Source organism: Halomonas sp. Cn5-12, from assembly GCF_021532545.1.
In the GTDB taxonomy this organism is placed as follows: Bacteria; Pseudomonadota; Gammaproteobacteria; order Pseudomonadales; family Halomonadaceae; genus Vreelandella; species Vreelandella aquamarina.
In genome coordinates this window covers 1-14,445 of sequence record NZ_JAKGAY010000038.1, presented here as the reverse complement: position 1 = coordinate 14,445, position 14,445 = coordinate 1, and the positions used below count along the sequence as shown (strand labels likewise).

Annotated in this window: 11 protein-coding genes; 10 read left to right on the top strand and 1 reads right to left on the bottom strand. The window is 56.1% G+C overall.

Features of this window, described 5'->3' with window-relative positions:
* Nucleotides 1-90 precede the first annotated feature (90 nt).
* From L1249_RS15400 to L1249_RS15380, 5 genes are all read left to right on the top strand, one after another.
* Nucleotides 91-1,344: a DUF945 family protein gene (locus L1249_RS15400; RefSeq protein ID WP_062375004.1), complete on the top strand. Its 1,254-nt coding sequence runs from the start codon at nucleotides 91-93 to the stop codon at nucleotides 1,342-1,344.
* Nucleotides 1,345-1,461: 117 nt separating this feature from the next.
* Nucleotides 1,462-3,921 carry an endopeptidase La gene (lon, locus tag L1249_RS15395; RefSeq protein ID WP_228168681.1) on the top strand — a complete coding sequence of 820 codons (2,460 nt, stop codon included), beginning with the start codon at nucleotides 1,462-1,464 and terminating at the stop codon, nucleotides 3,919-3,921.
* 159 nt (nucleotides 3,922-4,080) lie between these two features.
* Nucleotides 4,081-6,252 carry a methyl-accepting chemotaxis protein gene (locus tag L1249_RS15390; protein WP_062361741.1) on the top strand — a complete coding sequence of 724 codons (2,172 nt, stop codon included), beginning with the start codon at nucleotides 4,081-4,083 and terminating at the stop codon, nucleotides 6,250-6,252.
* A 130-nt stretch (nucleotides 6,253-6,382) separates the two neighbouring features.
* Nucleotides 6,383-8,227: a dihydroxy-acid dehydratase gene (ilvD, locus tag L1249_RS15385; RefSeq protein ID WP_062361770.1), complete on the top strand. Its 1,845-nt coding sequence runs from the start codon at nucleotides 6,383-6,385 to the stop codon at nucleotides 8,225-8,227.
* A gap of 76 nt (nucleotides 8,228-8,303) precedes the next feature.
* Nucleotides 8,304-9,359 (top strand): oxidoreductase, encoded by a 1,056-nt coding sequence (locus L1249_RS15380; protein WP_044630373.1) that lies wholly within the window; start codon nucleotides 8,304-8,306, stop codon nucleotides 9,357-9,359.
* 145 nt (nucleotides 9,360-9,504) lie between these two features.
* Here the strand turns inward: L1249_RS15380 and nudE are convergent, their stop codons facing one another.
* Entirely contained in the window at nucleotides 9,505-10,119 is a 615-nt protein-coding gene (gene nudE / locus L1249_RS15375) for an ADP compounds hydrolase NudE (protein WP_044630372.1), read from the bottom strand.
* 70 nt (nucleotides 10,120-10,189) lie between these two features.
* Between nudE and yrfG the strand changes: the two genes are divergently transcribed.
* From yrfG to L1249_RS15350, 5 genes are all read left to right on the top strand, one after another.
* Nucleotides 10,190-10,867: a GMP/IMP nucleotidase gene (yrfG, locus tag L1249_RS15370; protein WP_058578370.1), complete on the top strand. Its 678-nt coding sequence runs from the start codon at nucleotides 10,190-10,192 to the stop codon at nucleotides 10,865-10,867.
* A 39-nt stretch (nucleotides 10,868-10,906) separates the two neighbouring features.
* Complete coding sequence (gene hslR / locus L1249_RS15365; RefSeq protein WP_044630370.1) at nucleotides 10,907-11,296, top strand: ribosome-associated heat shock protein Hsp15; 390 nt, start codon at nucleotides 10,907-10,909, stop codon at nucleotides 11,294-11,296.
* A 66-nt stretch (nucleotides 11,297-11,362) separates the two neighbouring features.
* On the top strand, nucleotides 11,363-12,238 hold the full coding sequence (gene hslO, locus L1249_RS15360) for an Hsp33 family molecular chaperone HslO (protein ID WP_228168680.1): 876 nt from the start codon (nucleotides 11,363-11,365) through the stop codon (nucleotides 12,236-12,238).
* A 308-nt stretch (nucleotides 12,239-12,546) separates the two neighbouring features.
* Nucleotides 12,547-14,103, top strand: a complete 1,557-nt coding sequence (locus tag L1249_RS15355; RefSeq protein ID WP_172416310.1) for a phosphoenolpyruvate carboxykinase — start codon at nucleotides 12,547-12,549, stop codon at nucleotides 14,101-14,103.
* A 217-nt stretch (nucleotides 14,104-14,320) separates the two neighbouring features.
* Nucleotides 14,321-14,445 (top strand): helix-turn-helix domain-containing protein (locus L1249_RS15350; protein WP_235253415.1); only part of this gene is annotated, 125 nt, incomplete at its 3' end.

The window sequence follows — 14,445 nt, the reverse complement described above, 5'->3', positions numbered from 1 at the left end:
CCTGCGCATCAACTGCTATGCTTACTGTGTTGCACGCCTACTGCTTGTATGGAGCGAAGCCTTCTTGGGGAGGCTATTCAAGGAGATAGCATGCGCAAGGAACGTTTGATCGTGCCTATCCTCGCGGCCGTGGCCGTGATCTGGATGGTCGCGCAACTGCTATCCAGCGTTCTTTTTGAACGTAGCCTACGCCAAGCGCTGGAAGATCTGGAGGCGCGGGGCGAGTGGCGTGTCAGTCGAATTGAGAACCACCAGGGGTGGCTAACCTCCCGTGGAGGGCTGGTTCTTTCTCCTCTTTTAGGTCGGCCTTGGCGTTTGGAACTGACCTACCGGGCCCGTCATGGTGTGCTCAGCACGGATGTTGAAGGCACCCTATTGCCGCGCTTGGATAGTGTATTGCAGAAAGCGGTGGGTGAGGTCTCGGCGCCTTCGGTGCCACGCTGGCAAGGCCGCTACCAAACGTTGAGTGGGCACACCGAACTGCGTCTGGCCCTGGCGCCCTTTGTGATTCAGCAGAGCGGGCGTGAGCTGGCGGTTCGTGGTGCTCGCGTTCGGCTAGAGGGGCTGTTTGGTGACTGGCGTTTGCGCGGGTTGCTGGAACAGCTCACGCTGACCGATGGCCTTGCCCAACTCACGCTGGGGCCAACCCAGCTAGAAAGCCGTTATACCTATATTGAAGATGCCTACCATTTTGCTCAGCGCGACCATCTGCATATTGAAAGTTTAGCGCTGCGCTATCCCGCTTACGATATTCATGTCACACCCTTAGATGTGCATAGCCATATGGAGCTGGATGAGAGTGAGCTGCGCTTGAAGGGCGAGCTGATTATTGGCGATGTGCGTGTGCCTAGCGAAGCACCTGATACCTCGCTGTTAAGCGGCCGTATAGAAGCGGAGCTTTCCCGGCTAAACGGAGATGCAGTGCGGGCAACCATTCGTCGGCTGCGTCAGGAGGCTGCTTGGGGCGATGCTAGCCTGCCTATGGCAGAAGGCTTATTGTCACGCTTAGAGCCAAATTTGCTCCAGGTACTCAGTAATTCTCCGCGCTTAGATGTTACCACTATTGATATTGATAGCCCGTTGCTTGGCTTGCAGGTGGATGCCGAGGGGGCTCTGTTTTTTGATGCGCGCCGCCTGGATGAGTTAAGTATCACGGCTCTTGGTAAATCCGATGAACGTGCTCGCTGGCTAGAGCGCATCGACGGCGATTTTATTTGGCATGATGCCCCAACGGTTGCCGCCCTTTGGTTGGGCTTGCCTTTAGGCACGCGGGATCTGCAGTTTGATGTCGTTCGTGGAGTATGGCGTGTGAATGGCCGCCCTATGCCGACGCTTTGGCCATGAATGCTTTCATAACCATTGGCTAAATTGCCTTGAGGGTTGAAGTTTTCCCTGTGTGCCCACATTCCTTTAGCAATGCTGAGTGGCCCAAGCCACTAGTGACTGTTGATGGGAGGGCGCATGAGCGACCAGGATTACGATCGAGAACACGAACATCAAGACTGGCTTACTGAGAGTGAGTCGCACGATTCTCAAGAAGATAACCCCAAAAGCAACGGTTACCGCTCTGATGGGGAGCGGGTAAATTCGCTATTGCCTGCCAGTGAGATGCTGCCCGAGCGCATCTACCTGCTACCGATTCATAACCGTCCTTTCTTTCCTGCCCAGGTTCAGCCGCTGGTCATTAACCGCGAGCGCTGGGAAGAGACCATGCGCCGGGTCAATAACACGCCACACCACACTATCGGCGTTGCGTTTGTTGGGGAGCATGGCGTTGAGTCGCTGGATCATGAAGTCTTCCCCGAGATTGGCACCGCAGTGAAGGTGCATAAGCTCAAAGGCGAAGATCAACAGATTCAGTTCATTGCTCAGGGGTTGCAGCGTTTTAAAATCCAGCGCTGGCTCTCCAAAGAGCCGCCTTACTTGGTGGAAGTGACTTACCCGAAAGAGCCGGTCAATGCCGAAGATGAAGAGACCCGTGCCTATGCCATGGCGATCATCAACGGCATTAAAGAGCTGCTGCCCATTAACCCGCTCTACGGGGAGGAGCTAAAACACTACCTTAACCGTTTTAGCCCCCATCAGCCCGGCCCGCTGACCGACTTTGCCGCCGCGATTACCTCGGCCAAAGGCCCAGAGCTGCAAGACGTGCTGGCAACGCTACCCGTTGCCGAGCGGATGCAAAAAGTGCTGCCGCTGCTGCGTAAAGAGATCGATGTCGCCCAGTTGCAAAGCGAAATCAGCGAGCAGGTCAATGCCCAGATGCAGGAGCGTCAGCGGGAATTTTTCCTACGCGAACAGCTGAAGGTGATTCAGCGTGAGCTGGGCATCTCTAAAGATGACCGCGAAAACGACGTGGATACTTTCCGAAACCGGCTGGAATCCTTGGTGGTGCCAGAGCGAGTTCAGGCACGTATCGATGAGGAGCTGAATAAACTCAGCGTGCTGGAAACGGGCTCGCCGGAGTATGGCACCACCCGCAACTATCTGGACTGGTTAACCTCGCTGCCTTGGGGAGTAACCAGCCAGGATAAGCTGGATCTTGCCCATGCTCGAGAAGTCCTCGACCGCGACCACGATGGCCTAAAAGACGTGAAAGAGCGGATTGTCGAGTTCCTTGCCGAGGGCACCTTTAAAGGCGATGTAGGCGGCTCGATTGTGCTGCTGGTTGGCCCGCCAGGGGTGGGTAAAACCTCCATTGGCCGCTCTATTGCCGAAGCGCTGGGACGTAAGTTTTATCGTTTCTCGGTGGGCGGTATGCGGGATGAGGCTGAAATCAAAGGCCATCGACGCACCTATGTAGGCGCAATGCCCGGTAAGCTCGTTCAGGCGTTCAAAGAGGTTGAGGTAGAAAACCCGGTCATCATGCTGGATGAAATTGATAAGCTGGGTCAATCTTTCCAGGGTGACCCCGCCTCGGCGCTGCTGGAAGTGCTTGACCCCGAGCAGAACGTTGACTTCCTCGACCACTATCTCGACGTGCGGATGGATCTTTCCAAGGTGCTCTTCGTGTGCACCGCTAACACGCTGGATAGCATCCCCGGGCCGTTGCTCGACCGTATGGAGCAGATTCGCCTGTCGGGCTATATCGCTGAAGAGAAGCTGCAGATCGCCAAGCATCACCTCTGGCCCAAGCTGCTTAAGCGCGACAACTTGTCGAAGAGGCGCATTAACTTGAGCGATGCGGCGCTGAAGCAGGTGATTGACGGCTATGCCCGTGAAGCAGGCGTACGTCAGTTAGAAAAACAGCTGCACCGCATTGTGCGCAAAGCCGCGGTGAAACTGCTGGAAGAAGATGTTGAAACCGTCAAGGTCTCGGTCAAGAACCTGGAAGAGTTCCTGGGCGCACCGCTTTTCCGTAAAGAGAAAGTCCTGAAAGGCGAAGGAGTCGTCACAGGGCTTGCCTGGACATCCATGGGCGGTGCCACGCTGCCCATTGAGGCAGGCAAGGTGCATTCGCTAGATCGCGGCTTCAAGCTAACCGGCAAGCTGGGCGATGTGATGAAAGAGTCGGCCAATATTGCCTACAGCTACACCTTGGGGCATTTGGCGGAGTACGGTGCGGATGCAGATTTCTTTGACTCTGCCTTTGTTCACCTCCACGTGCCTGAAGGAGCCACGCCGAAGGATGGCCCCTCTGCCGGGGTAACCATGACCACCGCGCTACTGTCGTTGGCTAAACATCAAGCCATCACTCGCCCGTTGGCGATGACCGGTGAGTTAACCCTCACCGGCCAGGTGCTACCGGTAGGCGGTATCCGCGAAAAAGTGATTGCCGCACGGCGCAGCGATATCTTTGAGGTCATCTTGCCTGAGGCAAATCGCCGTGATTACGAGGAGCTACCGGATTACCTAAAAGAGGGGATGACGGTGCACTTTGCTAATCGCTACCGGGATGTTGCTAATGTGGTCTTCAAGTAGCTGGCCAGCATGATGGGCTTACACAAGCAATAAAATCATTAAAAGCGCCGCTCTGAAGAGAGCGGCGCTTTTTTACATCTGTTTACTGGTTAAGTGCCCCGCTAATTCTGGATAATAAAGAAAAATCAAATTATTAAAAAATGCCCCTGGGGAGCTTCTATGCGCAACAACCAGCCCGTTACCCAACGCGAATATGTGCTTGATGAAGAGACCGTGCTTATTTCACGCTCTGATTTAAAAGGTAATGTGACCTATGCCAACGCAGCCTTTGTGGAAGTCAGCGGCTATTCAAGGGATGAACTGCTTGGCGCGCCGCATAATTTAATTCGCCACCCCGATATGCCCGAAGCCGCTTATGCCGATTTTTGGAAAACCATTCAGGCAGGTGGCACTTGGCAGGGAACGGTTAAAAATCGCCGTAAAAATGGTGATCACTACTGGGTCAATGCCACAGTGGCACCTTTGAGAGATGGCGACCGCATTGTTGGCTACACCTCTTTACGCCGCAAAGCCTCGGATAAACAGATCGCCTTGGCAGACCGAGTGTATGCGGAGATACGCGAAAAGGGTAAATCCCGCCGCTATGCTCTCCACCAAGGGGCGTTAACGCGCCGAGGCCTTGGCGGTATTGTGGCGCGCTTTCAGTTCACAAGCTTAAAAGCCAAGTTAACCGGCATGGTTGTCGTTGCAGTGGTCCTGCTGGGTTTATCGGGCGGGTTAGGGCTGTATGGCTTAAATGCTTCTGGAGAGCGGCTTGAAACTCTCAACCGCGCAGGTCTTGAGGCAGTAGCTGACCTGCAGTTAATCGAGCGTCACATTGGTTTGGGCGTTGAGCAGTTGGAGCCTGCGGTAAGAAACCCACGTCGAGTGGATATGGACGCAGTGTCTGCCAGTCTCACCAGCAGCACGCAGACCGCTCAGCAGCTGTGGGAAGAGTACCGCCAAACCAGTAGTGCACCCGAAGAGAGTGTAGAAGCGTTTAATGCTGCCTTTAGCACTTGGCGTGATGGTGTTGCTAGCGCCATTGAAGCCGTTGGGCAAGCCAATGGGTTTGCGGCATTTGAATCGCTCAATAGCGTAGTGCTGCCCGCGACTACCGAGATTCGCGAGCTAAATAGCCAGTTGGTCGACTACGAGCGTGCTGGCGCGGTCAATTTGATGTCAGATGCTCGCCAGGGTCGCCAGCAGATGTTTATTGCGCAGTTGGTGCTGATGCTGATTGGCCTGTGTGTGCTGGTCGCCCTCAGCGTATTTATCTTGAAATCTGTCTTCCGCAGCTTAGCGGGGGCACGCTATATGACGTTCCAAATTGCGGCGGGTAACTTAGCGGCACGGGAGCGCCGTCAAAGTAATGATGAGCTAGGCGAGCTGCTCTATTCGCTGGATACCATGCGCTTTAGTCTCTCTAGCATCGTTGGTGATGTGGAAAACCGCGTGTCGGTCGTCACCCCCGCCATTCAGCAAATTGCCACCGAAAACGAGGAGCTGGCGACGCGAACCGAACAACAAGCGTCATCGCTGCAACAAACGGCTTCCAGCATGGAAGAGATGACCTCAACCGTTCAGCAAAATAACGATAATGCTCGCCAAGCCACAGAGCTTGCCCAACAAAATGCTACCAGTACGCGAGCTACTCGTCAGCAGATGGAGCAGTTGGTTGAACGTATGCAGCGCATCGCCAAAAGTGCCGAAAAGATGACTGAAATGATAGGGGTTATCGATAGCATTGCCTTCCAAACCAATATTTTGGCACTCAATGCCTCGGTAGAAGCCGCGCGAGCCGGTGAGCACGGGCGCGGGTTCGCGGTGGTTGCCAGCGAGGTGCGGGTGCTGGCAAGCCGCAGTGCTGATGCATCTCAGGAAATTCGCAAGATGATCGACAGCACGACACAGGAAGTGCAAGGGGGGCGTAGTGCGGTGGAGCAAGCAGAAAGTGCCATCGAAAACGTCGTGGAGCAGGTAAGCCGTGTGAGTGAGCTAATGGCCTCCATTAGTACCGCTTCCAGCGAGCAGAGTAGCGGTATTGGGCAGATTAATGCGGCGATTGCGGAAATGGATAGCGTGACTCAGCAAAACGCCTCCAAAGTGCAGTCTATCGCCGCGTCAGCAGACAACCTTGCCCTGGAAGCCTTTGAACTGGCTAACGTGGTTGATGCTTTCCGCTTGGAGGGAGCGCAAGCAGAGAGCATTAGTGCTGCCCGTGAGAAGCTTAGCAGCGTTCAAAAGGCGGCCAAGCAAGCAGCGCCTCGCCTGTCGAGCAGCAAATCTTCCAAGCAGCAGGCCAGTAGGCAGAGCACCAGCACGAGTGCTGATGAGTGGGATGAGTTTTAACCGCTAACCCCCGTTGGTTGTCCTCTACATCTAGTCTCAGCGGTGCGCTCATGCCACAATCTAAGGCCGCTGGATTCAACTGCCTGCTGCCACGTATGCGGCAGGCCATGATAAAGATGTAGAGGACACCATGCCTGAGTATCGCTCCCGTACCACCACCGCTGGCCGCAATATGGCTGGCGCCCGTGCCCTTTGGCGTGCCACCGGTATGAAAGATGACGACTTTCATAAGCCGATTATTGCGGTCGCCAACTCCTTCACCCAGTTTGTACCCGGTCATGTGCATCTAAAAGACATGGGCCAGCTGGTGGCGCGTGAGATTGAAAAAGCGGGCGGCGTAGCCAAAGAGTTCAACACCATCGCCGTGGACGATGGCATCGCCATGGGTCATGACGGCATGCTCTATTCGCTGCCGAGCCGCGATATCATTGCTGACAGCGTCGAGTACATGTGTAACGCCCACTGCGCCGATGCACTGGTGTGCATCTCCAACTGCGACAAAATCACCCCAGGAATGCTGATGGCCGCGATGCGCCTCAATATTCCGGTGATCTTTGTATCAGGCGGCCCGATGGAAGCCGGTAAGACCAAACTCCTGGATCACGGCCTCGACCTCGTCGATGCCATGGTCATGGCGGCCGACGACAGTGTCGATGACGAAACCCTGGCCGAAGTCGAGCGCAGTGCGTGCCCTACCTGCGGAAGCTGCTCGGGTATGTTCACCGCCAACTCTATGAACTGTCTCACCGAAGCATTGGGGTTGGCCTTGCCGGGTAACGGCACCGTCCTGGCGACCCACGCCGATCGTCGCCGTCTGTTCGAAAATGCCGGTCACCGTATTGTCGAACTCGCTAAACGTTTCTACGAAGGTGACGAGGCTCACCTGTTGCCCCGTGCGATTGGCAATAAGTCGGCGTTTAAAAACGCCATGACGCTCGACATTGCCATGGGCGGCTCGACCAACACCATTCTTCACCTGCTGGCCGCCGCCCAAGAAGCGGAAGTTGACTTCACCATGGCGGATATCGACCGTCTCTCTCGGGAAGTGCCGCAGCTGTGCAAGGTGGCCCCCAATACCCAGAAGTACCATATCGAAGACGTCCACCGTGCCGGTGGGATCATGGCCATTCTCGGTGAGCTGGACCGGGCAGGCGTACTCGATACCTCGGTGCCGACTGTCTATGGCGATAGCCTGAAGGCCGCGCTGGAAGAGTGGGATATCATGCGCTCGCCTAGCTCAGAAGTGGTTGAGTTCTTTAAGGCTGGCCCTGGCGGTGTACCGACTCAAACCGCTTTCTCCCAAAGCGCCCGCTGGCCAAGCCTGGATGGCGACCGCGCCACCGGCTGTATCCGTGATTTGGAGCACGCGTTCTCCCGTGAGGGCGGCCTGGCCGTGCTTTACGGCAATATCGCGCTGGATGGCTGCGTGGTGAAAACCGCAGGGGTTGATGACTCCATTTTGGTATTTGAAGGCAAAGCCCACGTGGTGGAGTCTCAAGACCAAGCGGTGGCCGATGTGTTAGATGGCAAAGTAAAAGAGGGCGATGTGGTCGTCATCCGCTACGAAGGCCCCAAAGGCGGCCCCGGCATGCAAGAGATGCTGTACCCGACCTCTTATCTGAAATCGAAAGGGTTGGGCAAGGCCTGTGCGCTGCTCACCGATGGTCGCTTCTCCGGTGGTACATCGGGCCTATCGATTGGTCATGTTTCTCCGGAAGCGGCAGCAGGGGGCGCGATTGGTTTGGTCGAGCAGGGCGACACCATCTTGATCGATATCCCCAACCGCTCCATCAACGTGCAACTCAGCGATGCCGAGCTGGCTAAACGCCGTGAAGCCATGGATGCCAAAGGCAAAGATGCCTGGAAGCCGGTCGAGCAGCGCCCGCGTAAGGTTACCCCTGCGCTCAAAGCCTATGCGCTACTCGCCACCTCCGCCGATAAAGGCGCGGTGCGCGACCTCTCTAAGCTAGATTAATCTCTCCATCAAACAGCCCGTCTCGTGCGGGCTGTTTTTTTGCCAACCTGAACCGTCACATCGACTAAGGATTGTAATGAAGGCGATCATCAACGTTGGCCTTGTTGGCTATGGTTTCGCAAGCAAGACGTTTCACGCCCCGCTGATTCAAGCGACCGCAGGGCTGGATTTAGTGGCTGTCTCTTCCAGTGATGCGGCCAAAGTGAAGGCGGACCTGCCTAACGTGGAAATAGAGAGCCAAGCGCTGGCGCTATGTAAGCGCCCAGACCTTGATCTCATTGTGATTCCCACGCCAAACGATACCCACTTCCCCTTAGCCAAAGCGGCGCTCGCGGCGGGTAAGCATGTGGTGGTGGATAAGCCCTTTACCGTTACGCTCTCAGAAGCAAAGCAGTTAAAAGCGCTGGCGTTGGATAAAGAGCGGATGATTTCGGTATTTCATAACCGCCGCTGGGATAGTGACTTCCTGACCATTCAAGCGCTCTTAAAGAAAGGCACGCTAGGGCGCATGACCGGCTTTGAGTCGCGCTTTGATCGCTTTCGCCCTGAAGTGCGTGACCGCTGGCGGGAAAAAGCCACCCCAGGGGGCGGTATTTGGTACGACCTAGGCCCGCACCTGCTAGATCAGGCCTGCGAGCTATTCGGCACGCCCAACGCCATTTTGCTAGAGCTAGGCGTACGCCGTGACGGCGCCAAAGCCGATGACGACTTCCTCGCCTTGCTGGAGTACGAGGGTTTCCGAGTGAGCTTGAGTGCCGGTACGCTGGTGGCAGAACCCACGCCGCGCTACCGCATCCATGGCACCAAAGGCAGCTATATCAAGTACGGCTTAGACCCGCAGGAAGATCGTTTGAAAGCCGGGGAAACGCCGTCTTCAGCCTGGGGAGAAGATAGCCCTGGAACGCTGACCCTGCGCGAGGGAGAGGGTGAAGACGCACCGCTTGTCCGTCACGACCACCCCACATTGCCCGGCGACTATCTCGCCTATTACCAAGGGGTAAGCGCGGCGATTCGTGATAAAGCGCCGCTTCCCGTGGATATCGATGACGCCTTGCGTTGCATGGCGCTCCTCGAAGCTGGCCTAGACAGCCACCGCCAACGCCGCTGGATCCCGTTAAAACACCACCTATAGCAACTCAGCAGTGGAACTTTGTAGGCGGTTACGCCGCTAATGACTGATGTGGGAGGCCAATTTTATTGGGCGATTTTCTGAGTCGGCTGAGAGCTTGAATCGTCGCGGGCTGAAGCCCCTCCCACAACATTGTCAAGGGCGTGTGCTAGAGCAAATCCATCCCGCCACGGCGCTTCTCTTCGCGCAGTTTATCCCGCGCAATATAGAGCGCGGCGATGGCGCGGGCTTCGTGGAAGTCTTCGCGCAAGAGTAGTGCAGGCAGTTCTTCAATAGCATGGGTTTCTACAATCAGCGGTTCGGGCTCGTCACCCGGTAAGCGTTTGGGGTAGAGGTCCGTTGCCATTAACACCTGCATGCGGTGGCGCATGTAGTTGGGCGCTAGCGAAAGCTCCACTAAGGGTTCCATGCGGTGCGCGCCGAAGCCGCACTCTTCCATCAGCTCGCGGTTGGCGGCGGTGACTATGTCTTCGCCGGGGTCGACCAAGCCTTTGGGAAGCGTCAGCACATAATCTTCGAACCCCGCAGCATACTCCCGAATGAGCAGCACATGGTCCGGGTCGGGCATGGCAATAATCATCACCGCACCGCGATCAGCCCCCGTCAAACGCTCAAACTGTCGCTCTTCCCCATTAGAGAAGCGCAAATCCAGTGACTCAATTTGAAATAGACGGCTTTGGGCGACGCGCTGGCGGCCTAAGATTTGCGGCTTGCGCGGATAGCCGGTTAGCGTATCGCCTGTTGTTGTGTCGTCGCGTGACATCATGCCTCCGTGGCTGCAAAAAACGGGTTACGCTACAATAGCACGCTTACTCTTTAAGACTGGAGCGGCAATGATTGATTGGCGCGAGATCGATACCGTCCTACTCGACATGGACGGCACGCTGCTAGACCTTCACTTCGACAGCCACTTTTGGCTTGAGCACCTGCCGCGGCGCTACGTAGAGCTGCACCAGCTAGACCAAGCCAGTCAGGATGCGCTCAAAGCACGCATTATGGGTGAGCAGGGCACACTGAACTGGTACAGCCTTGCCTACTGGAGCCGCGAGCTGAACGTGGATATCGTTGCCCTCAAGCGCGAAGTGCAGCACTTGATTGGGCTACGCAGCGATGCTTTGGACTTCCTGACATGGCTCAAGCAAGCTCACCCCCGAGTGGTACTTGCTACGAATGCCGACCGCGCAAGTCTCGCATTAAAACTCCCGCTCACGGGGTTGGAAAACTACCTAGACGCCATCATCTCATCAGAAGACGTGGGCGCTGCGAAAGAGGAGCAAGCCTTCTGGTTTGCACTGCAAGAACGCGAGCCATTCGACCCCGCCCGCACCCTGTTTATTGATGATAATGCCCGGGTGCTAGAGAGCGCTCGCGAATTTGGCATTAAGCATCTGTTAGGGATTAAACAGCCTGACAGCCAACGCCCAGAGAAAGAACTACAGGAATTTATTGCCCTTGACCGATTTGCCCGGCTGCTACCCGCAGAGTTGCCAGGGCAACGCTCACACATCTGAGTTCATAAACCTGGCCTCACATACATTAGGAGGGCGTGAATGAGTGACAGCGTTCGTTTGGATAAGTGGTTATGGGCAGCGCGGTTTTTTAAAACCCGTGCTCTGGCCAAAAAAGCCATTGAAGGCGGCAAAGTCCATTACGACGGAGCTCGTGTAAAAACCAGTAAGAACGTTGAGCTGGGTGCGCTGATCCGTGTGCCGCAAGGCTGGGATATCTTCGAGGTGGAAGTGACCGCGCTATCCGACCAGCGTCGAGGCGCACCGGAAGCGCGTAAGCTCTATGCGGAAACCGAAGATAGCGCTAAACGTCGTGCCAAAGAGGCCGAAGCGCGCCGCTTAACCAACGAAGCCATGCAGCACCCGCTTAAACGCCCTGATAAAAAACAGCGGCGCGATATCCAGCGCTTCCAGCGCCAGCAAGGGGAGTAAGCAGCCGCTTACCCTGCTGTGCTCTCCTATTACTTCTCCTCCTACTTCTCCTCCCATGGTCTTTTTATGTCTGATCAAATTCAACGCTTTTTGTTTGACCAAACTAACGTGCGTGGCGAGATCGTTACGCTCAGCACGGCTTACCACGAAGTGCTCGACCGCCACGCCTACCCACCCGCAGTTAACCAACTGCTGGGTGAGTTGCTAGCGGCGGTCGCCCTATTGACCGATACCGTTAAGCTGGATGGTACGCTCAGTATCGAAGTGCGCGGCCAGGGAGTGCTCGCCTTGTTAATGGCAGAGTCCAACCCCGGCGGCGAGCTGCGGGCCATTGCACGTATTGCCGAAGACGCCGCACTGCCCAGCGAACACGCTAGCTTCCGCGAGCTGGTAGGGGACGGCCAAATCGTGATTACCCTAGACCCTAAAGAGGGGCATCGCTATCAGGGCATTGTCGGGCTGGATCACGATACTCTGGGCGGCTGTCTGGAAGCCTACTTCGGCCAGTCGGAGCAGCTGCCCACGCGGCTTTGGCTAGCTGCTGACGGCGAACGGGCAGGAGGGCTACTTCTCCAGCGCTTACCGGATGCGTCGCAAAACCAGGATGTAGACGCCTGGGAGCGCAGCGTTCACCTAGCCGATACTATCAAGCAAGAAGAGCTGCTGGGCTTAGAGCAGCGAGAAGTGCTGTATCGCCTCTATCATGAAGAGACCGTGCGGGTCTTCGACCCCAAAGCGCTGCGCTTTGGATGCACCTGCTCGCGGGAGCGCATGCGTCATGCGCTCTACACCCTTGGCGAGGATGAACTTCGGGATATTTTGCGCGAACAGGGCGCGATTGACACCCAATGCCACTTTTGTCATACGAAATATCACTACACCGCAGCGGATATTGAAATTTTGTTGGAGGACCCAGGCGCGCCACCGCCGGTGATTCACTAATTGTGTAGTCGGCACCTGACGAGGGTGCGTTTGGGGCGGGCTGCTGCACCCCACGCACCGCACCGTTTGATGGCGAAAAGCCAAACAGATGTTTGAAAATATACTGCGCTGCAACACAAAATGTAGTGTCATTGTAGTAGTTTAACTACAAGATATTTGGTAAAAGCCCCCGTTTCCCGGGGGCTTTCTTTTTGCCATAATGCACCAAACTTCAGCGCACCTAGCCTGCTGTGACCGCTATAACAGGGGCTAGGATGATTTCTCAAGGCGTCGGCGACGCTCGGAAAATTAGAGACCCAGGAATCGACATGACCACGACTCAAGCCGCTCCCCAAGCCCACGTTAATCTCAGCAGCGCCGAACTGATCGAGCGCGCAGTGGCCCGTGGTGAAGGTCGCCTCGCGGCGAACGGAGCCCTGGTAGTCAACACCGGCGTACGCACCGGGCGTTCACCGAAAGACCGTTTTATCGTCGATGAGCCCTCCACCCGTGACAGCATTGATTGGGGCAGCGTTAACCGCCCCTTCGACGCTGAAAAATTCTCAGCTCTTTGGGCGCGGGTTGAAGATCACCTGAGTAACGGGGAACACTTCATTTCTGAGCTGCACGTGGGCAGCGACGCCACTCACTACCTGCCGGTACGCGTGACCACTGAAACCGCTTGGCAGAACCTGTTTGGTCGCACCATGTTTGTACGTCCTCAGGCCTACAACCAAGCCGCCAAAGAAGAGTGGACCATTCTTAACGCCGCAGGCTTCGAGTGTGACCCGAACCGCGACGGCACCAACTCCGATGGCTGCGTCATCATCAACTTTGCCGAGCGTAAAGTGCTGATCGCTGGCATGCGCTACGCCGGCGAAATGAAGAAAGCCATGTTCTCTGTGCAGAACTTCCTGCTGCCCGCTTCCGACGTGCTGCCGATGCACTGCTCGGCTAACGTGGGCGAAGATGGTGAAACCTGCCTGTTCTTCGGCCTCTCTGGCACCGGCAAAACCACGTTGTCTGCTGACCAAGCGCGCTTCCTGATTGGTGATGACGAACACGCTTGGGGCGACGGCATTGTCTTCAACATGGAAGGCGGCTGCTACGCCAAGTGCATCGACCTTTCTGAGAAGAACGAGCCGGTCATCTGGAATGCGATCAAGTTTGGCACCGTGCTGGAAAACGTCGTACTCGACGACCGTCGCGAGCCGGATTACGCCGACGACAGCCTGACTCAGAACTCTCGTGCTGCCTACCCGCTGGAGCACGTTGAGAAGCGCGTTGCAGAAAACCTGGCAGGCGAGCCGAATGCCATCGTCTTCCTGACCTGCGATATGTCGGGTGTTCTGCCGCCGGTCTCCGTGCTGTCCAAAGAAGCGGCGGCTTACCACTTCCTGTCAGGCTACACAGCGAAAGTCGGCTCCACTGAAATGGGCTCTTCCGAAGGCTTGGCGGCGACGTTCTCTACCTGTTTCGGCGCTCCGTTCTTCCCGCGTCCGGCGCGTGAATACGCTGATCTACTGATCAAGCGAGTGGCGAAGAAAGATGCCCAGGTTTACCTGGTCAACACTGGCTGGACCGGTGGCGCATACGGTGAAGGCGGTTCACGCTTCTCCATTCCGACCACTCGCGCCATCATCAGCGCGATTCAGTCTGGCATTCTGCGCGATGTAGAAACCAAGCACATTGAAGGCCTAAACCTGGAGGTGCCGGTAGCCGTGCCGGGCGTAGACTCCAGCCTGCTCGACCCTCGCGAGACCTGGGCAGACCGCGACGCTTATGACCGCCACCTGCAAGAGTTGGCCACCAAGTTCGTTGATAATTTCAAGAAATTTGAAGGCGTTAACGAAGCCATCATCAAAGCAGGCCCGCAGTTGACATAATTTTTACACCCAAGTGTAAGTTGTCGAACGTACGGACAACTAAGTAATCAGAAAGGGACAGTGCCACGGCACTGTCCCTTTTTCATCAATGTTGCGCGTGAAACCCCGTCCTTTTAGGGCGGGGAGGGATAGCGCGGCGGCGTCAGCCGCCCCTGTTCCCGCTCCTCCGTTTTAAGTTGGTTGCTATCTTCACACAAATAAGACTAAAGTGTGAACTATGACGAAACGCGCCTATAAATATCGGTTTTACCCAACCCCCGAACAGGCTGAGCTGCTGGCTCAGACTTTCGGCTGCGTGCGTTTTGTCTATAACTCGATACTACGCTGGCGTACCGATGCCTT

Bases quoted from the DNA above. Each gene is read 5' to 3' on its own strand.
- nudE (WP_044630372.1), bottom strand. From the start codon at position 10,119: ATGTCACGCGACGACACAACAACAGGCGATACGCTAACCGGCTATCCG.
- lon (WP_228168681.1), top strand. From the start codon at position 1,462: ATGAGCGACCAGGATTACGATCGAGAACACGAACATCAAGACTGGCTT.
- L1249_RS15355 (WP_172416310.1), top strand. From the start codon at position 12,547: ATGACCACGACTCAAGCCGCTCCCCAAGCCCACGTTAATCTCAGCAGC.
- hslR (WP_044630370.1), top strand. From the start codon at position 10,907: ATGAGTGACAGCGTTCGTTTGGATAAGTGGTTATGGGCAGCGCGGTTT.
- L1249_RS15390 (WP_062361741.1), top strand. From the start codon at position 4,081: ATGCGCAACAACCAGCCCGTTACCCAACGCGAATATGTGCTTGATGAA.
- hslO (WP_228168680.1), top strand. From the start codon at position 11,363: ATGTCTGATCAAATTCAACGCTTTTTGTTTGACCAAACTAACGTGCGT.
- L1249_RS15400 (WP_062375004.1), top strand. From the start codon at position 91: ATGCGCAAGGAACGTTTGATCGTGCCTATCCTCGCGGCCGTGGCCGTG.
- yrfG (WP_058578370.1), top strand. From the start codon at position 10,190: ATGATTGATTGGCGCGAGATCGATACCGTCCTACTCGACATGGACGGC.
- L1249_RS15380 (WP_044630373.1), top strand. From the start codon at position 8,304: ATGAAGGCGATCATCAACGTTGGCCTTGTTGGCTATGGTTTCGCAAGC.
- ilvD (WP_062361770.1), top strand. From the start codon at position 6,383: ATGCCTGAGTATCGCTCCCGTACCACCACCGCTGGCCGCAATATGGCT.